Source organism: Dyadobacter sp. SG02, from assembly GCF_900109045.1.
Classification (GTDB): domain Bacteria; phylum Bacteroidota; class Bacteroidia; order Cytophagales; family Spirosomataceae; genus Dyadobacter.
Window position 1 is genome coordinate 171836 of record NZ_FNYL01000005.1, and the last position, 25609, is coordinate 197444.

Below are 25609 nucleotides of genomic sequence, written 5' to 3' on the forward strand. Positions count from 1 at the left end.
CTTCAACTGAAAACATGGAAAATGTAAAAAGCACCAGAATGCAGGGCATTATCGCTATGTATGATCTACAAACGCCTTTTTTTGAGTTTGTAACGGAGAAAATCCCGCACGAAGACACGCAAAAGCGGCTGGATACCAAGGCCAATAACATCGGCTGGCTCGCAGGAGCGCTCGTGGAGCAACGCTTCGACCTCGCGCGTAACCTGGGCTACGACGGGTATCAGCAAGCCAACGAGCTTTTCAAGGAGTACAAGGGAATTCAGGATGGCGTGGAATATCCGCAAATTTCGTCCTATCAGGAGGATTGGAACAAAATATCGCCGATCCTGAAAGAATCCCTGAGCAAGCTCAGCGACGAAGAGCTGGAACGGCGCATCGATATGGGTCCTGAGTTTTCGATGTCGCTGTATGAGCTGATCACGTTCACGATCTATCGCGAAGCGAATATCATCGGACAAATCGCCCTTTGGCGGCGGTTACTAGGCCATCCGGGTATGCGGTATATGTAAAAACAGGCGGAATTGTGCTTTCTTGCGGGCCAAATAGTGATCAGCATTTTATGAAAATGTACCAGCAAGGCATTCAGCTTAAAGCAAGAAGCCGCGGTTTCCACCTCATTACCGGAGAAATTCTGCATGCATTACCATCGATCAGCGAAATCAAGGCCGGGATGTGCCAGGTATTCATCCAGCACACCTCGGCTTCGCTGACGATCAACGAGAACGCCGATCCGACGGTGCGTATCGATTTTGAAATGTATTTCAATAAATCGGTCCCGGAAAACGATCCCGACTACCGCCACGACTATGAGGGCTCTGACGACATGCCGGCGCATTTGAAAGCCTCGCTGCTCGGCAGTTCGGTGATGATCCCTGTGCGGAACGGCCGGCTCGCACTCGGCACCTGGCAGGGCATTTATCTCTGCGAGCACCGCGATTACGGCGGACCACGGAACCTCGTGGTCACAGCATGGGGTATTTAAATATTGGTTAGCGACAGGCTGAACTTCATTCCGTTCCCGGCATTAGGCTGCGCTGAAATCTGGCAGGAGATGGCCCTCGCGAGGTCGCGGATCAGATGCAATCCCAGGCCTGACTTGATACCCATCGCGGCATGGTCGTCGTACAAAGCATTCAATTGTTCTTCCGAAGCGCCGGGTCCATTATCGGTGACCGACAATACGACTTGGCTGCCTTCCGCCCGCGCGGCCCAGTGGATTTGTGGATTATTGGTCGTTTTTAATGCCTTCACCGCGTTATGGGTAAGATTCTGCATGATCGTACGCAGGTAATCCTCGTCCGTCACGACCGCCAGGCCGTCCGCATTCTCGAATGTAAATGCAATGTGCTCGGTCCCTGAAAAAAACTTTCGTATATATTCAAAAAGGTCGTCGACGGCAATGCGCCGGGCCTGTGGCCTGAACTGCTGCATCTGGCTTTTGCTCCACAGCAGCATCGATTCCATGGTTTCGAGCAGCGACTCCGCCGAGTCGGTCAAACGTTTCTGATGCATTTCAGCCGCCGCGCCACTCATCAGGTCGGGGGCCTCTTTTTGCAAATGCAGGAAATTGACCAGGTTGGCCACCGGGCTGCGCAGGTCATGGCTCAATATGGCAAAAAAACGCGCCTTCACCTGGTTGGCTTCGTCGAGCTCGTTGTTCAAATGCAGCAGTTGGACATTGGTACGCTTCCGCAGGCGGCTTTGGCGGTAGAGCAGCCCTCCTATCGCTGCAAGTACCAGGACACCACCTGTCAGTAGCCATTGTTGCCTTTTTCGCGCTTCCAGTTCGAGGGTATTGATCCGGATCTGTTTGTCGCGCAATGCGATTTCCCGCTCCCCTTCCAGCCCGGCGATCTTGTTCTTTTCTTCCTGCGAATAAAGCGAATCCTCGACCTGTTTATAGGTCCTGAAATTATAATAGGCATTCCGGAAATCGCCGCTTTGCTCCTGCACCTCCGCCAAGGTGCCTGTGAAATGCGATTTATAGCTGATATCACCATTTTCTTCACTGACTTTAATGGCCTTCCGCAGGTAGCGCTCCGCCTCTTTCAGCAACCAGGATTTATCGGAAATGCCTTCGGGAAGAAAATTACTTTTGTACATTTCCAGGTATGTACTTCCGATATTACCCAGGTTATTGGCAGCCTCGATATGGGCCGGATTTACTTCGTTCCAGAGCTTCTCAGATTTGCGGGCATAAATCAGCTTTGTATTGTAATTGTGCTTTTCCAATACTGCCAGGCTTCCGTACGCCTTTGCAAGCCCTTCCACATTACCCGCACGCTCGTGCATGAGTACCGCTTTTCCAAAATACGTGCGGGATGTGGCCGTATCCTTCATTTGGTAATAAATGCTCCCAAGCGAATTCAGCGAGTTGCCTACTTCCCTCGAAGTATTGTAAATGTCCGACTTTTCGAGTTGCTCCCGCAGTTTTAATGCCCTGGTACTGTAAAGCAATGCTTTCGGGTAATTTTTCTGAATAAGGTAAATAGACCCGACATTGTCATTCGCATTGGCCATCAGGTATTTATCTCCCTGTTTTTCTGCTTCTTTTAGTCCCAGCAAATAATAGCGAATGGCCTCTGGATAGTTGGATGCGATATTTGCCTGTGCCACTCCGATATTATTATAAGTAGTGGCCATATTAAAAGTATCTCCCATATGACGAAACACCTCTAATGCGCGCTGGTTGTAATACATGCAGGAATCTACATTACCCATATCGCTGAATGCACGTGCCATCGCCAGGTTGAAAACGCCGATCCCCCTTTCCCACCGCATCGCCTGCACATGCGCGAGCCCACGCCTTGCATAGGCGATGGCACTTTTTGTATCGATGAAAAAGTACTCCTCCGCGATCCGTTTGTAGAGTCGCCCCTTCAATGTGTCGTTTTTCGCCTTCGGCAGTTCCGCGACCAGCGAATCGATCAGCGCCTGCCCCTCTTTCTGGCCATTTGCATAAAAAGAGGTCAATAGCAAAGCCAGAATGACGGTCAGAATGCGCATGGGAGCTATTTGAGGTTAGTCAACGAATGCTTGAAACTCCGGCCTACCGGTAATGTGTAGCTGCCGATATGTACTTCCTGAGGCGTAATTTTCTCGATATAATGCCGCTGTACCGCGTAACTGCGATGAATGCGGAGGAATGACTGGAACGCCTTTTCCAGCAAAAGGTTCCCGATGGACGACAATACACTGTACTTCCTGGTCGTCGTTACGATGCGGGTATAATCCTTCAACGCTTCGAGGTATACGATATCGTGCAGGTTCAGTTTAATTTGCTGATGACCGTCCTTGATAAATACCGTGCTGTCGCTTCCGAGGCTGTATTCGAAGAGTTCGGCCTTGCGTTTCATGTCAAAATAGTGTTGTACCCGTTGCATGGAATGCTCAAAACGCGCTGCTTTGATGGGTTTTACCAAAAAATCAAATGCTTCGAGCTCGAAACTTTCGGCGGCGTAATCGGGATAGGCGGTGATGAAAATGCAAACGGGGACCTGCATCATGCCCGCGCGGAATTCGAGGCCGCTCACGTCGGGCATATCGATATCGCTGAGTAATACATCTACCTCCATTTGCTGCATTGCCGCCGAGGCTTCCGTAGCAGAAGAGAATATGCCCGCGATTTCCAGAAAAGGGTATTTGCGCGCATACATGAGCGTCGTGAGCCGGTCGATTTCGTCGTCGTCAACGATCACACAGCGATAAACCGGGGCATCGGGCATAGTGGGAGAAGCGAAATTTTTGTTTACCAAATTTAAAAGACTTTGTCAGAAAAGCAGGTTTACTACTGCCTGTTTTAGTTACTGGTCTATTTAAAATGTCGCTCGTCGAACGCCCATTGCAGCCGCTGCCGCCGTCCGGTACATTTGAACACGTATCGGTTTCAAATCCAATTCTATGAAAAAGCTCCTTATATTCCTGTTAATCAGCGTCATACTCAGCTGTTCCGATTCTTCGAAAGATGCGCCTGCCCCGGGAGGCACCGACAAAGACCCCGACCCCACCACGGTTACACCACCCGGAAAAGGATCGCCCGGCGTAGTGGGTACTGCGGGCATCAAATCATGGGACGACCTCCCGGCTTCCGAAAAAGACAAAATCAAGGGATGGAACACGATTTTCATGCACCAGTCAGTCGGTACAGATCTCGAAGACGGCTCCTCGGCGAATGGATTCCGGTTCGAATATTTCGATCTGAATGAAAAACCGGACAAAGGCCTGAGCGGCAATGTGTTCAGCGCATCGAATGGTATGCCGTTGGAAAAAATCGCGGAGTTTAAAAGAAACGCATTGGCACACAAAGACATCTTCAAAATCGCCATCTTCAAATTCGGATATGCCGATATCCGCGACGACGATAGGGAGGCCGTCCAGACTACCTATAAACAGATGATCGACGACCTTCGCGCGCAGCTTCCGGGTTTGCGGTTTGTTCATATAACCCCGCCGCTGGTTTACATCGCAACCAGAGACGAAGGGAATGAGGCCAAAATGAAAACGGGCCAATGGATGAAAACCACATTTGCAGACAAGGACGTCGTGTTCGATCTTCAATCCGTTGAATCCAACGACGGCGCCTGCAAGCTGGGCAATGTATGGCGGATTTGTGACGAATATCGCTCCACGGCATCCTGCCCGAGCAAAAGCCAGGGCGTGGATGCGCCGGAAGGTCAGGGCCATTTGTGCGAAGCGGCAGCTGCCAAAGTCAGTAAGGCATTTTTAATGAGCATTTACAGTGCCGGGAAATAAATAGTGCCCGCAGAATGCTCAACGCCATTGTCTTACTGTGTCGGAGCTTGGCCCGGAGTTTATCAACACGCTGTCACACAATGCGATTTGCTTTAAAAACGAATCCTTATCGGGCGCCGTCAGCACATTTTCTCCTGAGAGGTATTGATAGCTGGTTAGCTGATCCAGGCAGGAAATAACCATTTGTTTTTCTGCATTTCCCGAAAAACTGGCGTCGCATTGTAACGCGTACCGAAGCATATCCGTATCGAGAATGCCCGTCCTGAATTCGCCCTGATGCCCCTGCGAACGGTTCATTTCATCAAAATTATTGATAAGTGATACCGGGTAATTTTCGGCGGACATCCAACCATTGCCATGGCGGGTCTGGTAGGCTCTTGTGAGGTAATAGACCGTTGCGGCAGCTTGCTGATCGTTCCGGCGAAGCATTTCAAAGGCATTTCTGCTGGTGGTATTGGAACGTGTGACATTGGGAAATATACCGAAATCCATATCCAGCAAAATCCCCTGACCGCCTTCGAAAATATGGTTTTCAAAACCCATTTGGAACAATTGGCTCTCTGTAAGCAGGCGGATACTGTCGCGGGCCGCCTCCACGTCACGCAGAAAATGATCTACCCGCATAATTTCCAGTTCGAGTGCTTCCAGACAGCTTTCCAGTCCCCGCGCCTTGAATTTGGTCCTGTAATAGTCGCGTACCGCTTCCAGTTTTCGGTGAAAGACGGCGGGAAAGAAAAGGTCCTGTGCATAAAGCTTGGACGGGCCCTGGTTTCGCTCGATAGTCGCGCCGAACCCCACACCCACGGTACCGTGCGCGAGGTTGGCCCGGTCGTTTACGTTATAGAACTTATCAAATGGCGTTGTGACCATCGCCAGCGGGTCCACAAACAGCACGGGGCTCGTTCCTGACCGCTGCAATGCGCTCAACTCCCTGACAATGCCCGTGGGATCGATCGTACAGAAACGGGAGAAAAATGTGGGAACCTGCCTGAAAGAGCCTGCGCCGAAGTTCGAAAAAACATGAAGATGGCCATCGGCATGCATAACCGTGTGCCCGCACTGGTGACCGCCATTAAACCTGATCACGACGGGATAAGCCAGCCTGGCGGAAAGGTAGTCTGTGAAAACCCCCTTTCCTTCATCGCCATAGCCCATGCCTAATACAATATGAGTTTCCCCCATCTACAATGCGATAATGCCGGAAATACCGTGGTCGCGGCGGACGAGCGAATCTTTAACTGCCACCAATGCATTCGAAACCGATTGCCTTGTTTTACTGTCGAAACCACTCATCGCAATGTCGGCATTTACCCCTTTCACCAGCGCGATCGTTGTAGCAATGAGTTCGGCGATGTTGTTCTGGTCTTCGAGCACTAGAAAACGCTCGCCCAGCAATGTCTTCCATTGTGAAAACACAAAGTGATCATTGTGGTAACTGGCTTCGTTGGCGTGGATATGGAAAACGAAGTACGACCGGCATGCTTCATTCAGCAACGACGGCGCGGTGAGATTTTCCTTTCCCCGGTACCCGCATTTGGCCTCCATCAGGTCCGCTGCCATGACATCGTGAAATCCCTCGTCGCCAATCGTAAAAAGGAACCCTTTTTCCTGCCTTTTCTCGAAAGAATCTATGGACGTATGCCGCGCAGCGAAGTACCAGGCCAGCGGATAGCTTTCGCGGTTTTGCCCTCCCCCGCCCCGCTCGATGAAAATTTTAGAGAGGCATGCGTCGAGTTCCACCGTACCTGATTCAAACTGGCCGACCTGCAAGGGGTAATCGTCCGAAATGTGATCGCCGACGGCCATGAACATGATTTGCGGATCGAGAATACCATTGCTTATTAATGTGTTCATCAAAGCACCCAGTTTATTTTTGATCAGGTTCTCAGGAATCGAGCCCATAGAACCGGTAACATCCAGCGCCACGATGATCGGCACGGAGTCGGGATGCAAATGCGAGTCCCTCGACTCCCGGACGTCGACACCTTCCGGGGAAAGGTCCGGGTGGATCACGCCGAGTTTGTTTTGCGTAAAGTTGTCGTCGATCGATTGCGTCCTACGCATCCGGCTTACGCTGTCGTAAGCATCATCACTCCAAGATGAGTAGCCCATTATTTCAGATATTTAAGTGTATGAATTGAGATGGAAAGTTTTTGTCGAGCATTTCGCGGTACTTTTCGTAGCATGCGAGGGAATCGTCGTCGGAGCTCAGAAGGAAATCGACAAACTCCCGGTGATGTGTTTTACGCAAGGCGGTACCCAGTCCAGAGCGGTCGCCGAGCAGGTACGCGCCCAGGCGTTTCACCATTTCGAGGTCCGCATTTTCAGCTGCTTTTTTGTCCCTCAGCAATTGGCCCGGGTACCAGTGCCGGTAAGCGGCCGATATGGTCTGTACACGGCCACCCAATTCGGACGTGTGATAGAAACCCGCCACGACAATCCCATGCGTTTCGGGCACCAGCATTACCTGCGCGGGCGTAAGGCCCAGGTGCGTGCGTCCCGTGTGCCTGTGAAGCAGCATACAGAATTCCAGCAGCCTCGATACGACCCAATTGACATGATCCTGCGGTAATGTCAGGTTAACCAGTGGTATTGCTCTCTGGGAAAGCAAAAAACTGTCATCCGAATCCCAGCTATACGGCATATACCTTTTCAAATGTTCGGTAGCGCCGACGGCAATTTCCAGCTGATTCCGCCTCGCCTGCGCTACGGCCTGCTTGTCTCCCTGAAAGAGTACCCAGTGATCGTTGGTCAGGAAGCTGCCCGAATCGTCGGTAAAAGTGGTCCCGCTCGTAAAATGCCGGAACATTTCGAGCAAGCGGTTCGTGGCGTCCTGGGCTCGCGGGTGTTTACATTTATCGGGATGAACGGTTTTCAACATTTCCCGGTAGGTCATCGCCGTTCCCTCGGCCAATGCACGGTAATGAGTGGCCTGCAAGACCTGGGTGATCATTGCGCTGTCGTCTGTCATTGTTGGTTCCTCTGATTTAAAGAATGCCCGTAAATAGCTGAGAAAGGCAAGGTATCAGAAGAAAATGCGCCAAGCGTCTGCGGATGAGCATGCGAATGGTATGGGTTAGCGATCGGTGCAATGTGGGCGTTACAAAATGGTTGGGCGTAGCAAACCGTTGGAAGCAAAGCGTTGGGCGTAGTCTCGGACTACGTCCGAGCGCCAAGCGGTCTCCGACCGCAACAACAAAAAGTCCCCCAACCACAACAACAAAAAGCCTAAACAAACGCTACATCTATTAACCCTCCCAGCCCCGCGTAACACCCCGCGCTGGAATACAAATACTCCTCCGGCCTTTCCACCCACCCGGCCCGGACCGGGTTCATATGAATGTAATCCAGTTTTTGCTTGATAAATTTGTTTGAGAACAACTCAACAGGATGATTCTCATGCGTCCAGAATTGATGAAAACTATTCCTCACATTTCTCCTCGCAGCAAATTCAAACCTTTTCAACATCCAGTCCCGGCGACTTTCCGGCTCATTCTGAATCGTTTCAATGATCGTTCGACCGGTAAACTTTTTGAATTCTCTAACAACCTCCGAGAGGTTACCTTTACTGGCGCGCCAGATCACGTGTACGTGGTTGGTCATAACCACGTAGGCATAAATTTCAAGGCCCATTCTCTTTTGACAGAATTTCATGCTGTCCATTAAAATGTCGCGGTAAATTTTTCTGGAAAACGTGTCGACCCAATCGATGACCTGAAAGGTCATGTAGTGCGCGGCGTCTTGGTCTGCGATTTTGTAGGCTTGGCTCATGGTTTCGTTTTCCTATTGATACGCTGAGTTTGTCATTTGGTAACAGGTTGTGCGGTCGGAGACCGCATGGCGCTCGGACGTAGTCTGAGACTACGCCCAACATTGTGACTACATCCACCAGTTTGCTATGCTCAACCTTTTAGTATGCCCAACTTCGTTGCCCGGTATTGAGCTCCGCATAGCCCCGCTTCCGGCGATCCGTCTGGTCATTCACTTATTCAAATTTTTCATTCACTCATTCGAAATTCACTCATTCACTCATTCCCTTCTTTCCTCCTTCCCCTGCCCCCCTTTGTCACAATCCCCCCCTGATAATGTCGCAAATCGCAACTGTATTTCTTGACTGAACCCGCTTAGTTTGTATCATCGGAATAATGACAAACCTGGCGCCAAAAAGCACCTTCAAAATGGATCGAAACGCATGGTAGAGGTATTCAAAACAGACGTAGAGAAACAAAGCCAGGCAAGATTGCTGGTCGATTTGATTTGCCTTGCATTCACTGGTTACCAGGCCAGTTTCGACCTCGAAGATTGCGATAAGGTATTGCGGATCAGCTGCGAAAGCGCGGGGATATGCAACGCCAGCGTGATCGGATTATTGGAAAGCTTCGGATATGCGGCGGCCGTCTTGCAAGATCTTTACTCCGAAAATACGTATACCACGGTCAATTCAAATCCTATCCATTCTATAACCATTTAAACTACATCAACTATGAAAAAGACAAAAATTATCTTCTGGGTAGTCACGGGCCTGCTGGCCGCCATGCTGGGCATCGGTGCCGTGTACGACGCTATTTCCGCACCTGAGGCAGTGGAGCATGTGACGCGGATCGGGTATCCGGCTTATATTGTCCCTTTCCTGGGCGTGGCCAAAATCCTGGGTATCATTGCGATCCTCGTTCCCGGTTACCCGAGAATAAAAGAATGGGCTTATGCGGGTATCTTCTACGATCTGTTCGGCGCATTCTATTCACACATCGCATTCGGCGACGGCCCTGACATGTGGGTAGGTTTCATCATCGGATTTGTACTAATCGCCGTCTCTTATATCTATTACCACAAGTTGCAGCGGCAAACATTTGCTACCGTTTAGTGCTCCGCGTTACATGCATGATTCAATGCTCATCCCTTTATCTAAACATTTCTAGAAATGAAGATTCTTAAAAAAATCCTGTTCGTCATCGTGGGCATCATCGTGCTTGCGCTGGTTGTTGCGCTTTTCGTAAGCAAAGAATACAGCGTCAGACGGGAGATCACCATCGATAAACCCAGCCACGAAGTTTACGGGTATGTCAAATTCATCAAAAACCAGGAGCATTATAACAAATGGGTGATGATGGACCCGAACATGAAAAAAGAATATAAAGGCACCGACGGCACCGTGGGTTTCGTGTACGCCTGGGATAGTCAAAAGGACGATGTCGGGAAGGGTGAGGAAGAAATTAAGATGCTCGACGAAAACAGGAAGATCAATCTCGAAGTACGGTTTATAAAACCTTTTGAAGGCATTGCCGTGACTGAAATGACTACCGAAGCTATTTCACCTACGCAAACAAGGGTTTCGTGGGGCATGAGCGGCGAAAGCGCCTACCCTATGAACCTGATGAACACCGTTATGGACGGCATGTTGGGCGCCGATCTCCAGGAAAGCCTTCAAACACTGAAAGGTATCCTGGAAAAATAAGCACGCATTTTATTCATTCATCAATACTAAATACCAATAAAGCCATGTCGACTAACCCATCAACGACCGAAACTAAAACAGCGGAAACTGTGGACCGGAATCAACTCTTGCAGGAGCTCGACCAAACCGAGCAGGATTTTTACACGACACTCGCATCGCTCACGCCCGAGCAGGTGAATACGGTGCCTTTCGAAGGAAGCTGGACCGCCGGGCAAGTCACCGAACACATTCTGATGGCCGAATCCGGCATTCCCGAGACCGTTCTCGGCTCCACCGAGGAAACGGAGCGCCCGGTAAGCCAATACGTGCCCGTCATCGAATCCATTTTCCTTGACTTCACGGCCAAATACCAGTCGCCGGAATTCATTATCCCGTCGGACGGCCCTCACGACCAGCATCAATTGCTCGAAGCGTTCAAGGCAGAACGAGCGGCTATCCGCGACATTGCCGCTAACGAAGACCTCACGCTTACCTGCACCGATTTCGAATTCCCGCAGATTGCCAACCTCACCCGCTGGGAATGGTTGCAATTTGTGCTCTGCCATTCGAAAAGGCATACGCGCCAGTTGCAGAATATTTCCGAAAAAGTTAGCAACCGGAGCGACAGCTGATAGCGCAAAGATTGATAACTTGCGGACTCATTTTTACTACCCAGTGCTATGTTCCGTAAGTTATCATTCTTGTTATTATTAATAGTCGGCATGTCCAATGGCTATGCCCAGGTTGCCGCCACTGCCAAAAAAATTGCCCCGTTTCAGATCAGGCTGGTGAATGGCCAGCAATACACGTCGTCGCAACTCGCGGCCGGACCGGTGGTGCTCATCTATTTTTCCCCGGATTGCGAACATTGCCAGAGCTTTACCAAAGACCTCCTGAAAAATTCAAGCGTAGTAGCTAACAAACAGGTGGTCATGGTCACTTTCCAGGCGATGGACATGCTGAAACCCTTCGTTAGCCAGTACAGCCTCGGCAGCTATCCCAATTTCAAGGTCGGAACGGAGGGCACGTCCTACCTGGTGCAGCGCTATTATCAGATCCGCTCGTTTCCTTACATTGCCATTTACGACAAAAAGGGCAACCTCGTAAGAACGTTTGAAGGTGAACAGCCACACTCGGAAATCTTTAAAGCTTTGAAGCAGATTTAAAGTTTGTTTCAACCGGCAAACATCGCCTCATAATGTGCCGAGGGCGCCAGAATGCCGCCGCTTTCCACATAAAACGACTTGTCCGTCAGATAAACGCCCTTTTGCGTTTTCGTCCAGCTTCCATTCGGCATCGGGTGAAAAGTCACGAGCTTGTCCCAGTTCTTGTAATATTGATGGCCGTTCGTTTCCTGCAAGCCTACCGACATTCCGGGGAAAGGCTGCAAACGGGCGGCCACATTTTTGTTCCAATCGACCAGGATGGGGTTTACGGTGAGATCGGCGCAGAAGCATGGCACCTTCTTTTCGTAAGCCAATTGCGTGATTTTCATGGTCATACTCAACGTCTTAGCAATCGCTTTCACCGCAATAGCCGAATATCCGAGTTCAATGCGGTGCGCGGCGTCCTCGACGGTGTGCGCGCTTTCGTCCGCGGCCACGCGCACACCCAGGTCACCCACAAAAGCCTCGTTACTTTCCTCGAACGGCTCCTCGATCACCGCAATCTGATCGAATGCACCGATCTTTTTGGCATGGTCGAGAAAGCGCAGGAGCGTTTCCTTCTTCTCGTACCGGCCATTCGCGTCGAAATAATAAGGAATCTTCCCGTTTTGGGTATAGGGTGTTTCATAATGCCCGATCGCTCTGTGCACGGCCGTCAGGAAAGCGATGTCTTTTTCGATCATTTCCTGTTGCGTTCCGGCCGCACCGGTTTTGAGTTTTAATATAAAATATCCTTCATCAGCGGCTTGCTTAATGCGCTCGGGAGAAGTACCGACAGCGAACGACGGAATGCTCGCCACCTTCTCGTGCCGGTAGGAAAGTCCGGGCCGGTAAGCGGCAGGTACCATTTCATCGAACTGCTTCATGCCGTTCTCCTGCGCGTAGAGCAACCACGCGGCGTTATCCACGCACACGAGTGCATTCAGCGCGAACGTTTTCCTTAATTCCGCATTGCCGGTGATTTTTTTGCCATATGCGAGCACTTCCGGAAGCATATCGTCAAGCAACTGCACCGGGTCGTTGAACGACGTTCCTTTGATCATTTGCAAAGCCCGTTCGCTCATTGCGTACATCAATGCATTTCCCGCACTTTCGGAATGTGCCGCAAAAACCTTCGAATCCGACCATAACACGCCCTGCGTGCCGAGGCCCACTTTACGGATGCCCGAATCGGATTCCAGCATCGCAATGGCCTGCCAGCTGTCGGTGATGGCGCTGCCTTTGAAACGGTACGGGTTCAGCGGCTCCCGCTCGAAGTTGGCGCTGACATTTTTGATGGTGATCTTTTTCACGGCTGGCTGCGGAAACGGGTTCAGGATGTTGTTTTCAGGCGCAAATATACCGGCGGCCGCCAGCATACCCGCGCGACGGGCGAATTCGCGGCGGGAGAAATGTTCAGGTTTTCCGGAAATCATGATTTAGGAATGTGTTTCAAATGGTCAGACTTCATAACACGCCACTACCCTGACCCAATATCTGAATTTTATCCAGTTTTAGTAAATCAAAATACCAAATACAAAACAAAATCAGCCGGTTTCCAGGGAGACCGGCTGATCGGTAATACACTATGAGAATCTAACAAAAATTTACCGGCGGCTCATTGGTACCCCGGGTTCTGCTTCAAGGTCGCCTTGCCATTCACGGTGCTGATATCGATCTGCGTTTGCGGAATAGGGTAATACTCGTTCTTGTCTGGAGTGAATTTCAGGCCCGTTACCTCTGTTACTTTCGTCACTTCGTAGGCATAATAGGCATTCAGAAAACTGTTGGCCAGGCCCCAGCGCACAAGGTCGAAGAACCGGTGGCCCTGCATAGCCAGCTCGATCTTCCGTTCGAAATAGATCGCTTTCAAGGCGTATTCCTTCCCTCCCGCCTTGAAACTACCCTCAGGATAAAGTTTGATCAGGTAATTGGCGGCCGGCGTGGTCGAAAAACCCAGTTCCGGCTTGGTATCATCCTTGTATTTGTACAAAAAGCCTTTCGGATTGGCCGCGCGCGTGCGGATACGGTTCACATACGCCTGCGCGACGTCCAGGTTACCCAGCTGCGCTTCGGCTTCGGCGGCCAGCAGCAGCACGTCGGCGAAACTGATCACATTGTAATTGATCGCTGAGCCCGGCGCCCAGGCGGTACCGTCGTAATAGAGGCTTTTAGTCGCATTCCAGTAAATGTTTTTCAAGTTGACATATGGCCCGGTCGCCACTGAATTGCGTATCCAGTTATTTCCCGGCATCAATCCCCAGTCTTTAAACGGAATACCCCGTCTGCCCGCCGTCCAGTCGAGCCGCGGATCGAGCGTGCCCGCGTCGGGTGTAAACGGCTGGCTCGACAATATGCCGATATCCGCCTTCACCTCGTGCTTATTGTAATCGTCGAGGTAAGGCAAGCCGGTCGCCGGATTGGTGCGGAAAGAATTCACGAGGTCGATCGACGGCAGAAAGTTGCCGCAGCAGCCAAACGGGCTGTTGATCGGGAAGTTCAGCATACTACCCTGATTGGCCGTAGCGATCGTGCCATTACCCACATTCGCCGCCATATCGATCGAAAACAATGCTTCGGGGCTTTCCAATTCTTTCTCAGGGCGATGGTTATCTTCAAATTCAGGGTTTAAATCCACTTTTTTACCCCTACTGGTAATGCCGCCATTGATCACCAGATCGAAATTGGTCTTGGCTTCCGGGTATTTCTTTTGGTATAAATAAACCTTGCCCAGGTAGGCCTGTACCGTCGTTTTGTTGATCCGGCCCGCTTCCGGCTGCGTAGCGGTTACATTCTCTGCCGCATATTTGAAATCGTCTTCGATCTGCGGCCAGATATCTTTGTCATTCGGCTGTTTGAAATCCGTCGTGTTTTCGTCGATCCACGGCACCATATTGTACATCCGTTTCAATTCGAAATAGTAATGCCCCCGCAGGAATCGGGCCTGGCCAATGATATTTTTCAATTCGGCGTCACTCAGCTCCTTCGTTTTTGCCGCCACGCGTAAAACCGCGTTGCAACGGCTCACGCCCGCATAGCTGGCCTTCCAGCGCTCGTTCAGGAACTCGTTGATCGGCTCGACGCTCGTCGAGAGCGGCATCGCATGCGACTCGCCGCCGTACCCGCTCCCGTAAATCGCATTGTCGGGCCCCACAGCCCAGGCGGTGCCGCCATTGATATTCGCGCCGTAATTTCCCTGCCCGTCAAGCGCCGCATAAGCGCCGATCAGCAACGAGTTGACGCCGTCTTTGGTCGCCAGCAGATCTTCGCCTAATGCGCCCTGTGGTGTATAATCAAGAAATTCTTCTTTACAGGATTGCAGCGACAGGCTGGCCGCCAGACAAGTCAGCAGTATTGTTTTAAATGCTTTCATATGGGTTCTGAAAAAAATTAGAAACTAACCTGAATTCCGCCAAGAAACTGACGATCATTGGGATACATTCCCTTGTCCACGCCAAAACTCGTCGCCGAGCCGCCTATTTCAGGGTCCAGCCCGATGTATTTGGTAATGGTAAACACATTGGCCGCCTGCACGTAAACGCGAAGGTTCGATACATTGATTTTGGAGAGCATCTTCGCGGGGAGATTGTAGCCCAGTTGGATATTTTTGAGCCGCAGATAAGAGCCATCCTCTACGTAATAGGATGTAGGTGAGGTGTTTGTGGCCACGCTCGCCTTGGTTTCCTGGATCGGTAAAGTCGCATTTTTGTTTTCCGGCGTCCATGAATCGTACAATGCACGCTTGCTTTTCGCCTGCACAAACGAAGCGTAGAAATCGGTCGTGTACCGCAGTTGGTTCCAGATATCCGCCCCCTGCACGCCGTAGAAGAATGCGCTGAAATCGAATTGTTTATAGGTCAATCCGATGTTCAGCCCGTAGTTGAAATCAGGGTTCGGGTTTCCGAGAAAAGTCCGGTCGTCTGCGGTGATAATGCCGTCGCCATTGACGTCCTTAAAGCGGAAACGGCCCAATGCCTGCTCGGCCTGGTACACCTTGGCAGGATCACCGCTGACTTGCCGGGCCTGCTCGTTGGCTTGTTCCAGCTCTTCGTTGGTATTCCAGAAACCGGTAATCTGGTAGCCATAAAACGATCCGATCGGGTGGCCTACTTCATTGCGCACATAGTTAACGCCGTTCAATGCGCGACCGGTGGAGAAGAAATAATTCGTGTTGTCGGTCACGCGGGTAACCTTGTTTCTGTACGAGGTAAATGTGGCGCCAAGGTCCAGTCGCAGGTCGGGTGCCAGGATTTTGTGAAAATTAGCGGACAGGTCGATACCGCGGTTGGTGGTACCCGCGATATTTACAAATGGTACCGTACCAGGCCCCTGCGTCCCCGGAACGGCCGGATTGTAGAGCAAATCCCTGATATCCTTCCTGAAATAATCGATGGAAACGTCGACCATCCCGTTCAGGAACGTCGCGTCGATACCGATATTCGCATTGATATTCCGCTCCCATTTCGCATCCGGGTTACCGATCTGGCCCACCTGGAAGCCCGGCTGGTTGGAATTGTTCGTCCGCCCGATGTCGTAATAGGAAGCGGCCTTGTCCATAATGAATGTATAATACCCATTGTTTGCATTGACATTCAACTGATTACCCATCACACCCCAGCTTCCGCGCACTTTCAGATCGGCCAGCCATTTGATCCCCTGCATAAAACCTTCCTCGGACAGCCGCCAACCCGCACTTACCGACGGGAACCAGCCATATTGGTATTTCACAAACTTCGAAGAACCATCGCGGCGCAATGTCCCGCTGAGCAGGTATTTACCTTTGAATGCATAATCAACCCGCCCGAATTGCGAATTCAGCGACTCGAAGCTCCGGCCACTGTAATTGCTCTGAATGCCCGAACCGGTTGATAATGTCGTATAATTGGGGTCAAACGTGTAGTAATCCCGCGTGGTACCGCCCAGGTTTTCGAAATAGGACTTGTAAGCCTCATTACCCAATACCACGGTAATGTCGTGCATGCTGCCTATCATTCTCTTGTAGGTCAATGTATTGGTCCACGTCCAAGCATAACCGCTCGAAGAACCCTGCGAGAATGCGTTGTACTTGGTATTCTCGTTGTTTTCGAAAGTCGGGTACACGAACGAGCGGGAGGTGCCCGAATACATTTCGCCCCCGAAATTTGTCCTGAATGTCAGTCCGTTAAGCACATCCACCTCGGCAAACATATTGCCAAATAGCCGGTTCCCGAGCGTACGGTTGTCCTTTAAACGCTCCAATGTGCCTACCGGGTTATTCCCATTGTAACCAGTCCCGAAAATACCCGCGTAATTGCCCACAATGTCCCGTACCGGAAAGATCGGCGACATTTGGGACGCTGTTTGAACAATATTCAGGTCAGCCAGTTCGGTCTGCTGGGGGTTACTGGTGATCGTGTAGGTCAAATTTTCACCGATGCGAATGTGCTTATTGACATTGAAAAGCGTATTTGCCCGGAGATTGTAGCGTTTCAGGTAAGTCGAAAGCATGGTACCTTGCTGGTTGAGGTAATTGAGCGAGATCATGTAATTACCCTTATCCGTGCCGCCGCTGACGGACAGGTTGTGGCTCGTATTCACGGCAGGCTTGAAAACTTCGTGGTACCAGTCGGTACCCGCCTTATTGGCGCGGATTATGCGGTAAAACTTGTTGTAATCGTCGTCGGATTTGTAGTTTGGATTGATGTAATATTTGGATGGGTCTACCGCCGGATCACCCTCCATTTTCCCGAGCGGGTAAATGTAATCCGGGATCACAGGTTCGGGCCCTGAACCATAGATCGGATCGTTGATCGGCAGTCCGGAGTTTTTGTTCGCGATCCAGCGCAATTTGGCCTCCTCCGCCGGACTCAGCAAATCCCACACATTCCCGGATTTCGGTACCTGCACGCCGTACCAGGCATCATATTGCACCGAAACCTTGCCCGTACCTTTTTTCGTGGTTATGATAATCACCCCGTTCGAAGCCCGCGAACCATAAATCGACGCCGCGCCGGCATCTTTCAGCACCTGAATGGACGCGATGTCGTTGGGATTCAGGTTGGTACTGTTCTGCGTCGGCACACCGTCGACCACATACAACGGGGTGTTGTTGCCGAATGTGTTGATCCCTCGTATGCGTACCTGCGGCTCCGCCCCCGGCTGCCCGGAGGAAATGACGGTAACGCCCGAAGCCTGCCCCTGCAAGAGCCCGGAAACGAGGCCGCTGGGCTGTTTGGTAATGTTCTTCACATCCACCACCGACACCGCACCGGTAATATCCTTTTTCTTCTGCGTAGCGTAGGCCGTCACCACCACTTCGCTGAGGATTTTCGTGTCGGGCAACAGCCGGACATCGATCTCCGAACGGGAACCAACTGCTATTTCCTGCGACAAATAGCCTATAAACGAGAAGGTTAACGTACCATTCTCCGGAACGACCAGGCTGAAATTCCCTTCCGGATCGGTGGTAGTGCCGACGGACGTTCCTTTCACGATCACGTTCACGCCCACAAGCGGCTCATTCTTGTCGGAAGTCACTTTGCCTTTCACTTGCGCATCCGCATACAAAGTGTGCGTGACGGTCGGTTCCGCGTGTAACGAAGCCGCTGCCACAACCGTCTGACAGCCCGCGAACGCCGCCAAAGCGAAACACAGCGCCCGTTTTCCTGGTGAGTAGTTTTTTAAATTCATAAATAAACAGAAGGTTTTCGGTCTCCGCTTGCGGCTGGAAACCCCGGTTTGAAAAATGATAAGGACTAGGCGATGTATGATTGGACTCTGCCGGGAAAAGCCCCAGCAATCAATTGTGTCAATCACACACTTTGATGTTAAGATGAAATAATATTTAACTATCTGTTGCTAAAACAGTTAAAAAATTTCCGCAAACCTTTCCGCAATCCTTTGCAGAAACCGGCCTGCATTCATCGTGCATGCATTTTGGGTAGGATTAGCCAAAAGGAACCCGAACTCCCGGCTGAACAGATATATAACTTTTTGAATATTTTCTTTAAAACATACCTTTCTGAAAACAAAAATGCCAGGCTTGCAAAACCTGGCATTCAACCTATTGCTCGAAATTGGGCTTGGTATTGTACTGATCCGATTGCAGCCCCCGTAGCTTGACTTTCAGGATCACGCCGTCGGGCGTCAGCGTCGAATGGTACACCTCGTCGCCGTTCCAGATTCTCCGTCGTTTCCAGGTTCCGTTCTCGAACGTACCTTCCTCCATGTAAATCAGCTCCGAGGCCGAAAAACCCGAGCCCAGCCGCGGACGGAACTGGAATTTCGTATCGAAACCGATCAGGTAAAACTCATCCGGCGCCGTTTCTCCGACCAATACACGGCCACTGGGTTCCTTGTTGGTTTTATAGGAAGGAAAACCAAAGGTGAGGAGCAGATCATAGTTTGAAAAATGCAACAGCTTCTCTCCCAGCCCATCTTCCTCGACGGCTGCCTTTAATTTACCGGTGCCTTGTAAGGATGTAATCAGCGGGATGGCGGGCGTCAGCAGCCGGTAATTGGCCGCAATGGGGGAGAATTTTTCATCCAGTTTCGTTTTGTCGCGCTGGTCGTGCGGATCGCCATGGAACGGATCGACGCCGTACGGCGCGACGCCAATGGTGTTATAATCACCTATTGCATAAAAGTGAAACCGGGCAAACAGCATTCCTTTGCCTGTTTCCGGCACGAACAACGCATTATCCGGCCGCGCGTATTTCTCGCACAAATCCCTGAACTGCACGTAATTCCGGTTATAAATATCGACCGCCAGCAAATCGATATCCGGCCCCGCTGCTTTGTAAACGTCGATCATATTCGACGTAGGCCCACCGCTCGGATGCTCGCCCGCCCGCTCGAAACGGTTCTCCCGCAGCCACGCGTTGACGTACATGGGAAGCGGGTATTGTTTTTTACCTTCGGCCGTAATGTAATTGATGTATTGCGCCATATAATAAGCCGAAAACGTCTCCGGCGCATCAAAACCGAACACCTGGGACCAGGTACCGGCCTTCTTTTTCAATGCGGAGACCAGCTTGGCCGGAACCTGGCTATTGAACAGCTTCGTCGCCTCGGGTGAATAATCCCTGTCCGTCCCCAGCGATCCCGGCTCATTCTCAACCTGCATCATAATGACCGTCCGGTGTGCCTCGTCTATCTGCCGGATATGTGCCATTACGGCGGAGAATGCTTTCGCATCGGCATTGCGGTTGCTTTCGGAGATAGTCGCTTGTACCTGGATCGGCTGTCCACCCGCATTGCGCATTCGCGGGTACTCCTTCGTGTTTTCCTTCATCCACACCGGAATGTACTGCGAGCTGCCGTTCTTGAACGAAGCAAACCACAGTAACACCAGCCGGATATGCTCCCGCCGGGCATCCAGGATTAGCTTATCAAGGTCTGCGAAATCGTATTTCCCCTGCTCCTTTTCGATATTCTCCCAATAAATCGGAACTTCGAGGGTATTGCAGCCCAGCTCCTTCAATTGCGGCCACGTTTTATCCAGAATATCCGGCCACCCGCTGGAATTCCACATCTGCGCGCCGAGTATCAGGTATGGTTTTCCATCCACCATCAGCGTATGGCGGCCATTTTTAGAAACCAGCGCCGGAATCGGCGTGGACGTATTTTGTGCGAAGGCGGGTAACTGGGAAAAGCTGATCAGAAAGCCCGCAAAGAGGCCTCGGAGGTATCGTTTTGTCATATTCAGGTTTAGAAGATTGAAAACTGAATATGCCGCAATATTTAACCCACTGCAAACAAATAACTTAAAAAATTTCCGCAATGCGTTTCGCAAAGGTTTGCGGGAATGCATTGCGGAAAAATAGAACTTCTCGGCGGTTACTCGGTAAAGCTCATCGCCATTAGCGTATCAATCGGTTCGATTTCCCTGTCGGGACATACAATCTGCTGACGAATCATCTGAATTGTAAAAACCTTCGTCCTCATTTTGTAAGACACTGTTTCAAAAAGGACGTCAAACAAGAAATCGATCGCATACCAAAGCGAACGCCCGTTCGCCCACACAGCCTCCACCTGAACGATATAAGAAGTAGAAGAATCGCCGGGATAGGCTTCTTCGAGTGTGATATTATCCAGTGGCCTTCCCAACTCCGCGCAACGCACGCTGAATGGCTTCAAAGCTTTTATCAATTCTGCTCTATCCATGCTAGTATTCCGTTATGGTTTGACAATAAGTTCAGCAAATTTCTCATATCCTCTTCCTCGACGTGCCCGCACGGCATGTATCTTGCCTTTTCATTCCAGGCATCGAAAAGCAACCCGTTTGCTTTGGCAAGCGCCGGATGCAGCGCCTTTCCCTCCTCAAATTTGTTTTTCAACCCACTAAAAATAAGCAAGTTAATCAGATTATGCGTTTTAACCGCGCTCCGAATATCCCTGATTCCTGGCAATGAATGCGTAGCAGCCTCATCGAAGAGATTGGGAATCCCGAATCGCTCGGAGATTTTCGCTTTCAGTGTTAGCTCAGCGCTGTAACCAGCAAGGTAAAAGGCGCCATCGAACATTCGCTCGTTGTAAAGGACGACCGCCTCTTTAAGTCTTTGCCTCGCGATTGCCCTTATGGATTGAGGGTTGATCATAGTGTTGTGGTACAGTGTTCTCCCACAAACGAACAAAACTTTCCCGAGAAAGTAAAGAGGTAAGTGAAAATATAACCACAGTTATAATGCTGGTTATCTTTTACTTACAAGAATAAAATCCGCTTGCAAACTTAATTCGAATCACAATGCATTCACCTCATTTTCCAAAAACCGCGCGACAAACGCATCGTCAATTAAATCCGGATAGGCCTCAATAACCCGGGTTATTTCATCATACTGTCCGGGCGATAAAGTCTCTTCCGGGTTCAGGGTCCAGATGCCGTCCAGCAGGCCCTGGCGGCGGAGGACTTCGTGTACGCCGGTAATGCAGCCGTGGAATGCGTGGGCGGGATCGAAAATCGCGGCGTTCATGTCGGTGACGGCAATATTCGTACTGAGCATCGAAGCACTATCGGCATAACCGGTTGCCAACGTGTGCTTGACGGCAGCGAGTAGTTCCACGGCTTTCGCGGTCCAGACGGCCCAGTGCCCGAGCAGGCCGCCCACAAAACGCTTTTCAATGGTTTTACCTTCTATTTCAAAACGATAAGGCGTCAGAAGATCGGCCACGATATTGTCGTCGTTGCCCGTGTACAGTGCGATCTCGTCACGGCGTTGCGAATGCGCTACGGCGCGAACTACGTCCAATGTCTGGTAGCGGTTGAATGCAGCCACTTTAATGGCGCATACATTCGGTATTTCCGCAAATTGCTGCCAGAAATCGTAGCTGTAAACCCGTCCTCCGATGGCCGACTGTAAATAAAACCCGAATACCGGAATCACTTCCGCAACCTTTTTCACATGTATGATGATCTCCGACTCCGGCTGCGTTTTGAATGCCGCCATACTGACAAGTCCCAGGTCATAACCATATTTCACGGCGATTTCAGCCTCTTTCAAAGCCTGCTCCGTCAACCCGCAAATGCCCGCGACCTTGATGAATGGCCGCTGCAATGCGGCGCGATCGATTTCTTCCGCCGCGATAGCGAGTACCTTCTCAAACAAATTGACCTCCGGATCGCGGATCTCAAACTGCGTCGTATGCACGCCGATCGCCACTCCCCCGGCCCCGCTGGCCATATAATAGCGCGTTAACCCGCGCTGCTTCTGTTCATCGAGCTGCAACTCGCGCGTTAGCGCCAGCGGATGCGCCGGAATCACCGTCCCTTCAAACAGCAGCTTTTTTATATTCTCTTTTAACATATTTAAATTAACTACTTAAATATCAAACTATTATAAAATAAACACCTGACCCCATGGCCCCGTCAAAACTCCCCCTTCCGCTCCTGAAAGTGCGTCGGCTTGTTAATCGTCTTCCCGCCTTCCAGCAGCCATTGCGCAGTGATACCAATCATTTGCTTCAACGTCGTGCGCGGATACCCAAACAAACGGAACGATTCTGCCGCATTGCTCAGCAGCGCCGTAGGCTGCTCCTCGCCGGTAAACTGCGGTTCGATATTGAATATACGTCCGAACTCTTTCGCGAGCCAGCGCAGCGAAACCGTCTCGGGGCCGGTAATGTTCAGGATTTTCGAAGGCGCATCGCAATGCAGCAGCGACCGGATCGCCATTTCGTTGGCGTCGCCCTGCCAGATTACATTTACGTGCCCCATTGTTACGTCGAGCGGTTTGCCGTTCAGCACCGATTTCGCCACTTCCAGCAATACGCCGTATTTAAAATCAATCGCGTAATTCAACCGGTAAAGCAGGATCGGTGTGCCGTAAACCGACGAAAAGTACTGGAACATGCGCTCGCGCCCCAGGCACGATTGCCCGTACTCCCCTATCGGATCGGCGCGCATTTCCTCCGTCGCCCCGCCCGAGCCCACAGGCGTGAACGGGTACACATTACCCGTTGAATAAACCACAATGCGCGATTTACGGAACTTCTCTGCCACGCGCCCGGGCAGATAGGTGTTCATCGCCCAGGTATAAGGCTCGTTATTCGAAGTCCCGAATTTCTGACCGGCCAGGTACAACACATTTTCGACCTCCGGAAGGCCTTGCAACTGATTGTCATCCAGCACATTCGCCACTATCGTCTCGATACCCTCCGCATTCAGTTCGTCTGTCAGTCCTTCTTCGCTGAACCTCGACACGGCGATTACGCGTTTGTCGAGCCCGGCGCGTTGGATCGCCTGCATGGTAAGCCTGGCAATGCTCGGACCGATTTTTCCACCCGCTCCCAGGATCATAATGTCGCCATCGATGCGCTTGATATCCCCGATCAGCGCGTCGGACGGGCTAAGCCACTGTTCCTCAAAAGATTTGCTACCGTTCATTTTATTTAAAAAGCGGATTGTTGAAAAATAATTCTTTGACATTGACCAGTGCCAGGGCGAAAATGATCAGCAACCCCAGCCCCGCGAAAATTTTGACGAAAGGCTTGTTGACTTTGTCGCCCATGACACCCGCGTCGTTAGCCACCAGGTACATAACCGTACCGATAAACGGCACGACGAAGATGGTCACGCTTTGCGCGAAAACGATCAGTTCGAGCGGCAGTTTTCCGAAGCGGATCGCTACGAACGCCCCGATCACCATCACGAGCGCCACCAGGTAACGAACCTGTTTGGAAGAAAAATTACTACCCAAACCCAATGCATCGCCTAATAATGTGCCGCCCACCGACGCATTGCCGATCACGGAAGAGAATGCGGCACCAAAAAGACCGATCAGGAAAACAGCCGACGCATTGCTCCCAAAAAGGGGTTCAAGTGCCTTGGCCATGTCGGACGCCGAATTGACGGCGATCCCCTTCGGTTTCAGGATCGCCGCCGCACAAACGATAACGATCAGGCACATCACGCCCAGCAGGACAATACCCGTACTGCTGTCGTTACGCCCATTGCGAACGGCAGGATTGATCCGGATGCGTTCCTGAATCAGATAGGATTGGTACAATGCACCCACAATAGAGAAGCAGGACGCCGTAAAGGCTATAATCAACCCGAGCGAACCATCGGGCACCCTCGGCGTCACGAGCCCCTCCGACATCTCCACGACACCCGGTTTCGCCCAGAAAAGCGTTGTGATGAACGAAAGCAACATCAGGACAATCAGGAAAATCATTGTTTTTTCAAGGACCGGATAAAAGCTCCTGAAAAATAGCAGGCCGATCGCGAACAAATTGAAGAACAATATCCACGGCACCGGCGAAGTATGGAACAGCTCCCCCGCCGCAATGCCCACTCCCACCGAATTGCCCGCCTGAAACGAGGAAGCAACCAGAAATACCCCGATACCCATGGCGACGGCCGCCCCTTTGCCCCATTTCTGCCGGACGGTCGCCAGCAGCGACTGCTCGGTAGCGACGCCGATCCGCGTCGCCATACCGGTAAAAATCGCCATAAAGAAGATGGCCACCACCACCAGCCATAGCAGAGAATAGCCGTAAATAGCGCCCATTTTCGAGGTAATCGTCATCTTGCTGGGCCCGAATACCAGCGCGGCCGTGATCATGCCGGGTCCAAGCGACCCAAGCCATTTGAGAAATTTCTCTTTAAAGTTTTCCAAGGTAAAAGGGTTTGGGTTTGAGTGAAATATGAATAATGATGGAATTACGGGCACGTGCCCGTAAAGGTAGAAAAGAATTTTTAAAATCTATTTTCATGGAAATTAATTCTGGTAAAACTCGTAATTCTCCTTCGTCACAATATCGATGGGCATATAATTCTGCTTCGTGACGGGCGCATTGACGACGAGCGTCTGGTAAAGTGCCATCATACCCCGGTATCCCTGGTCGTCGGGGCGGTGGCAGATCAGGAAATCGATCACATTGTCTTCGAGGTAATCCACATTCTCTTTCACAAAATCGTACCCGATCAGCGAAACGTGCGTCCGGTGGCTGTTTTTCAGGAACGACGCCACCGTGTGAACGCGCGAATTGGTTACAAATGCGGCCCCGATATCCTTATTCAAATGGAACACATAAGTAAGGTGCCGCGCCACCGATTGATAATCCGTCTCACGGATATCGATGCGGACAATTTCATTCGGCTGGTTATTGTCATTGAAATAAGCCCTGAACCCATCCTCGATTTCCAGGTAATTGAAATTATCGATCTCTTTCGAAATGTTGATAATCAATACCTTTTTCTCCGGTTCGAGGCGGTAGGTAAGCAGTTTCGCGCCCACGTACCCGCTCTTGCGCAGGTGCGGGCCTATGTACGAGAGGCTATGCAGGCCGGGAATATCCGAATCGATAAAAACGTAGGGAATTTTGCGCCGCGAGCATTCCGCAGCGAATTTCCGGGTTTCCTCAATGAACGAAGGTGAAACCAGGATACCGTGGAAACCACCCTCCAAAACGTGCCCGATCTGCGTGGCGAACGAGTCCTTATCATTCAAATCGAACAAAAAAACCTGCACTTGCACGCCATACTGCTTCATTTCAGACTCCGCACGACGTATGCCGTTCAGCGGCGCCGACCAGAAATCCGTTTCCTCCGACACGTCGGGCAGCAATGCGGCGAGGTTGATGATCTTCCGCGATGCCAGCCTGCTCGCAAGGATATTGGGCTGGTAATCCATTTCCTTGATGATCGCATTGATCCTCGCCTTGGTCTTCTCCGAAACACCCGTCCGGTTATGCAGCACCCGATCGACGGTAGCCGTGGAGACATTGGCGCGTCTGGCGATTTCCTTCACGCCGAACAATTCGTTCTCTTTTTCCATTCAAAGGTTCGTTCGAAGAGATA

Annotated in this window: 24 protein-coding genes; 8 read left to right on the forward strand and 16 right to left on the reverse strand. The window is 51.1% G+C overall.

Going from position 1 to position 25609, the window contains the following annotated elements; all coding sequences use genetic code 11:
• The first annotated feature begins 14 nt into the window (after window positions 1-14).
• Together BMW93_RS13650 and BMW93_RS13655 are read left to right on the forward strand one after the other, a co-directional pair.
• Entirely contained in the window at window positions 15-509 is a 495-nt protein-coding gene (locus BMW93_RS13650) for a hypothetical protein (RefSeq protein ID WP_090376728.1), read from the forward strand.
• A gap of 50 nt (window positions 510-559) precedes the next feature.
• On the forward strand, window positions 560-982 hold the full coding sequence (locus BMW93_RS13655; RefSeq protein WP_090376731.1) for a secondary thiamine-phosphate synthase enzyme YjbQ: 423 nt from the start codon (window positions 560-562) through the stop codon (window positions 980-982).
• Here the strand turns inward: BMW93_RS13655 and BMW93_RS13660 are convergent.
• Together BMW93_RS13660 and BMW93_RS13665 are read right to left on the reverse strand one after the other, a co-directional pair.
• Window positions 979-3006, reverse strand: coding sequence for a tetratricopeptide repeat-containing sensor histidine kinase (locus BMW93_RS13660; protein ID WP_090376732.1), 2028 nt, complete (start codon window positions 3004-3006; stop codon window positions 979-981). The two genes, BMW93_RS13655 and BMW93_RS13660, sit on opposite strands and share 4 nt — an antisense overlap.
• A 5-nt stretch (window positions 3007-3011) precedes the next feature.
• Complete coding sequence (locus BMW93_RS13665; RefSeq protein WP_229240420.1) at window positions 3012-3755, reverse strand: LytTR family DNA-binding domain-containing protein; 744 nt, start codon at window positions 3753-3755, stop codon at window positions 3012-3014.
• Window positions 3756-3900: 145 nt separating this feature from the next.
• Here BMW93_RS13665 and BMW93_RS13670 point away from each other — a divergent pair, with 145 nt between their 5' ends.
• Complete coding sequence (locus BMW93_RS13670; RefSeq protein ID WP_090376738.1) at window positions 3901-4752, forward strand: hypothetical protein; 852 nt, start codon at window positions 3901-3903, stop codon at window positions 4750-4752.
• A gap of 18 nt (window positions 4753-4770) precedes the next feature.
• Here BMW93_RS13670 and BMW93_RS13675 read toward each other — a convergent pair whose 3' ends face one another.
• The 4 genes from BMW93_RS13675 to BMW93_RS13690 form a co-directional block, all read right to left on the reverse strand.
• Window positions 4771-5934, reverse strand: coding sequence for an adenylosuccinate synthetase (locus BMW93_RS13675; RefSeq protein WP_090376741.1), 1164 nt, complete (start codon window positions 5932-5934; stop codon window positions 4771-4773).
• Window positions 5935-6864, reverse strand: coding sequence for a hypothetical protein (locus BMW93_RS13680; protein WP_090376743.1), 930 nt, complete (start codon window positions 6862-6864; stop codon window positions 5935-5937). It lies immediately after the preceding gene.
• Between the two features lie 4 nt (window positions 6865-6868).
• The gene (locus BMW93_RS13685) at window positions 6869-7723 is read right to left on the reverse strand and encodes a hypothetical protein (protein WP_090376745.1); all 855 of its coding nucleotides are present in this window, start codon (window positions 7721-7723) and stop codon (window positions 6869-6871) included.
• Between the two features lie 257 nt (window positions 7724-7980).
• Window positions 7981-8523 (reverse strand): REP-associated tyrosine transposase, encoded by a 543-nt coding sequence (locus BMW93_RS13690; protein WP_090376749.1) that lies wholly within the window; start codon window positions 8521-8523, stop codon window positions 7981-7983.
• 421 nt (window positions 8524-8944) lie between these two features.
• Here BMW93_RS13690 and BMW93_RS13695 point away from each other — a divergent pair, with 421 nt between their 5' ends.
• From BMW93_RS13695 to BMW93_RS13715, 5 genes are all read left to right on the forward strand, one after another.
• Window positions 8945-9223, forward strand: coding sequence for a hypothetical protein (locus BMW93_RS13695; RefSeq protein WP_090376752.1), 279 nt, complete (start codon window positions 8945-8947; stop codon window positions 9221-9223).
• A 12-nt stretch (window positions 9224-9235) separates the two neighbouring features.
• Window positions 9236-9616 (forward strand): DoxX family protein, encoded by a 381-nt coding sequence (locus BMW93_RS13700; RefSeq protein ID WP_090376754.1) that lies wholly within the window; start codon window positions 9236-9238, stop codon window positions 9614-9616.
• Between the two features lie 57 nt (window positions 9617-9673).
• Window positions 9674-10207, forward strand: coding sequence for an SRPBCC family protein (locus BMW93_RS13705; RefSeq protein ID WP_090376758.1), 534 nt, complete (start codon window positions 9674-9676; stop codon window positions 10205-10207).
• Between the two features lie 89 nt (window positions 10208-10296).
• The gene (locus BMW93_RS13710) at window positions 10297-10818 is read left to right on the forward strand and encodes a DinB family protein (RefSeq protein ID WP_229240421.1); all 522 of its coding nucleotides are present in this window, start codon (window positions 10297-10299) and stop codon (window positions 10816-10818) included.
• A 90-nt stretch (window positions 10819-10908) separates the two neighbouring features.
• A complete protein-coding gene (locus BMW93_RS13715) occupies window positions 10909-11352 on the forward strand; it encodes a thioredoxin fold domain-containing protein (RefSeq protein WP_229240423.1) in 444 nt (147 codons plus the stop codon).
• Window positions 11353-11360: 8 nt separating this feature from the next.
• On the opposite strand, the gene BMW93_RS13720 is transcribed toward BMW93_RS13715, so the two are convergent.
• The 10 genes from BMW93_RS13720 to BMW93_RS13770 form a co-directional block, all read right to left on the reverse strand.
• Window positions 11361-12767, reverse strand: a complete 1407-nt coding sequence (locus tag BMW93_RS13720; RefSeq protein ID WP_090376768.1) for a mandelate racemase/muconate lactonizing enzyme family protein — start codon at window positions 12765-12767, stop codon at window positions 11361-11363.
• Between the two features lie 182 nt (window positions 12768-12949).
• Window positions 12950-14704 carry a RagB/SusD family nutrient uptake outer membrane protein gene (locus tag BMW93_RS13725; protein WP_090376771.1) on the reverse strand — a complete coding sequence of 585 codons (1755 nt, stop codon included), beginning with the start codon at window positions 14702-14704 and terminating at the stop codon, window positions 12950-12952.
• 17 nt (window positions 14705-14721) lie between these two features.
• A complete protein-coding gene (locus tag BMW93_RS13730; RefSeq protein WP_090376774.1) occupies window positions 14722-18000 on the reverse strand; it encodes a TonB-dependent receptor in 3279 nt (1092 codons plus the stop codon).
• 373 nt (window positions 18001-18373) lie between these two features.
• The gene (locus tag BMW93_RS13740) at window positions 18374-20011 is read right to left on the reverse strand and encodes a DUF5597 domain-containing protein (protein WP_177194080.1); all 1638 of its coding nucleotides are present in this window, start codon (window positions 20009-20011) and stop codon (window positions 18374-18376) included.
• Window positions 20012-20148: 137 nt separating this feature from the next.
• Entirely contained in the window at window positions 20149-20475 is a 327-nt protein-coding gene (locus BMW93_RS13745) for a hypothetical protein (RefSeq protein WP_090376782.1), read from the reverse strand.
• The gene (locus BMW93_RS13750) at window positions 20457-20909 is read right to left on the reverse strand and encodes a hypothetical protein (protein ID WP_090376785.1); all 453 of its coding nucleotides are present in this window, start codon (window positions 20907-20909) and stop codon (window positions 20457-20459) included. Before BMW93_RS13750 ends, BMW93_RS13745 begins: the two co-directional genes overlap by 19 nt.
• A gap of 141 nt (window positions 20910-21050) precedes the next feature.
• Entirely contained in the window at window positions 21051-22112 is a 1062-nt protein-coding gene (locus BMW93_RS13755) for a dihydrodipicolinate synthase family protein (RefSeq protein ID WP_090376788.1), read from the reverse strand.
• 62 nt (window positions 22113-22174) lie between these two features.
• Window positions 22175-23191, reverse strand: coding sequence for an NAD(P)-dependent oxidoreductase (locus BMW93_RS13760; protein WP_090376792.1), 1017 nt, complete (start codon window positions 23189-23191; stop codon window positions 22175-22177).
• Between the two features lies 1 nt (window position 23192).
• Window positions 23193-24425 carry an Nramp family divalent metal transporter gene (locus tag BMW93_RS13765; protein WP_177194081.1) on the reverse strand — a complete coding sequence of 411 codons (1233 nt, stop codon included), beginning with the start codon at window positions 24423-24425 and terminating at the stop codon, window positions 23193-23195.
• A gap of 102 nt (window positions 24426-24527) precedes the next feature.
• Window positions 24528-25586: a LacI family DNA-binding transcriptional regulator gene (locus tag BMW93_RS13770; RefSeq protein WP_090376797.1), complete on the reverse strand. Its 1059-nt coding sequence runs from the start codon at window positions 25584-25586 to the stop codon at window positions 24528-24530.
• Window positions 25587-25609 lie beyond the last annotated feature (23 nt).

Excerpts from the sequence above, each read along its gene's own strand:
- BMW93_RS13745 (WP_090376782.1), bottom strand. The coding sequence starts at position 20,475 with ATGGATAGAGCAGAATTGATAAAAGCTTTGAAGCCATTCAGCGTGCGT.
- BMW93_RS13650 (WP_090376728.1), top strand. The coding sequence starts at position 15 with ATGGAAAATGTAAAAAGCACCAGAATGCAGGGCATTATCGCTATGTAT.
- BMW93_RS13730 (WP_090376774.1), bottom strand. The coding sequence starts at position 18,000 with ATGAATTTAAAAAACTACTCACCAGGAAAACGGGCGCTGTGTTTCGCT.
- BMW93_RS13695 (WP_090376752.1), top strand. The coding sequence starts at position 8,945 with ATGGTAGAGGTATTCAAAACAGACGTAGAGAAACAAAGCCAGGCAAGA.
- BMW93_RS13660 (WP_090376732.1), bottom strand. The coding sequence starts at position 3,006 with ATGCGCATTCTGACCGTCATTCTGGCTTTGCTATTGACCTCTTTTTAT.
- BMW93_RS13675 (WP_090376741.1), bottom strand. The coding sequence starts at position 5,934 with ATGGGGGAAACTCATATTGTATTAGGCATGGGCTATGGCGATGAAGGA.
- BMW93_RS13700 (WP_090376754.1), top strand. The coding sequence starts at position 9,236 with ATGAAAAAGACAAAAATTATCTTCTGGGTAGTCACGGGCCTGCTGGCC.
- BMW93_RS13705 (WP_090376758.1), top strand. The coding sequence starts at position 9,674 with ATGAAGATTCTTAAAAAAATCCTGTTCGTCATCGTGGGCATCATCGTG.
- BMW93_RS13655 (WP_090376731.1), top strand. The coding sequence starts at position 560 with ATGAAAATGTACCAGCAAGGCATTCAGCTTAAAGCAAGAAGCCGCGGT.
- BMW93_RS13755 (WP_090376788.1), bottom strand. The coding sequence starts at position 22,112 with ATGTTAAAAGAGAATATAAAAAAGCTGCTGTTTGAAGGGACGGTGATT.
- BMW93_RS13770 (WP_090376797.1), bottom strand. The coding sequence starts at position 25,586 with ATGGAAAAAGAGAACGAATTGTTCGGCGTGAAGGAAATCGCCAGACGC.
- BMW93_RS13690 (WP_090376749.1), bottom strand. The coding sequence starts at position 8,523 with ATGAGCCAAGCCTACAAAATCGCAGACCAAGACGCCGCGCACTACATG.
- BMW93_RS13750 (WP_090376785.1), bottom strand. The coding sequence starts at position 20,909 with ATGATCAACCCTCAATCCATAAGGGCAATCGCGAGGCAAAGACTTAAA.
- BMW93_RS13685 (WP_090376745.1), bottom strand. The coding sequence starts at position 7,723 with ATGACAGACGACAGCGCAATGATCACCCAGGTCTTGCAGGCCACTCAT.
- BMW93_RS13740 (WP_177194080.1), bottom strand. The coding sequence starts at position 20,011 with ATGACAAAACGATACCTCCGAGGCCTCTTTGCGGGCTTTCTGATCAGC.
- BMW93_RS13725 (WP_090376771.1), bottom strand. The coding sequence starts at position 14,704 with ATGAAAGCATTTAAAACAATACTGCTGACTTGTCTGGCGGCCAGCCTG.
- BMW93_RS13680 (WP_090376743.1), bottom strand. The coding sequence starts at position 6,864 with ATGGGCTACTCATCTTGGAGTGATGATGCTTACGACAGCGTAAGCCGG.
- BMW93_RS13720 (WP_090376768.1), bottom strand. The coding sequence starts at position 12,767 with ATGATTTCCGGAAAACCTGAACATTTCTCCCGCCGCGAATTCGCCCGT.
- BMW93_RS13715 (WP_229240423.1), top strand. The coding sequence starts at position 10,909 with ATGTCCAATGGCTATGCCCAGGTTGCCGCCACTGCCAAAAAAATTGCC.
- BMW93_RS13760 (WP_090376792.1), bottom strand. The coding sequence starts at position 23,191 with ATGAACGGTAGCAAATCTTTTGAGGAACAGTGGCTTAGCCCGTCCGAC.
- BMW93_RS13670 (WP_090376738.1), top strand. The coding sequence starts at position 3,901 with ATGAAAAAGCTCCTTATATTCCTGTTAATCAGCGTCATACTCAGCTGT.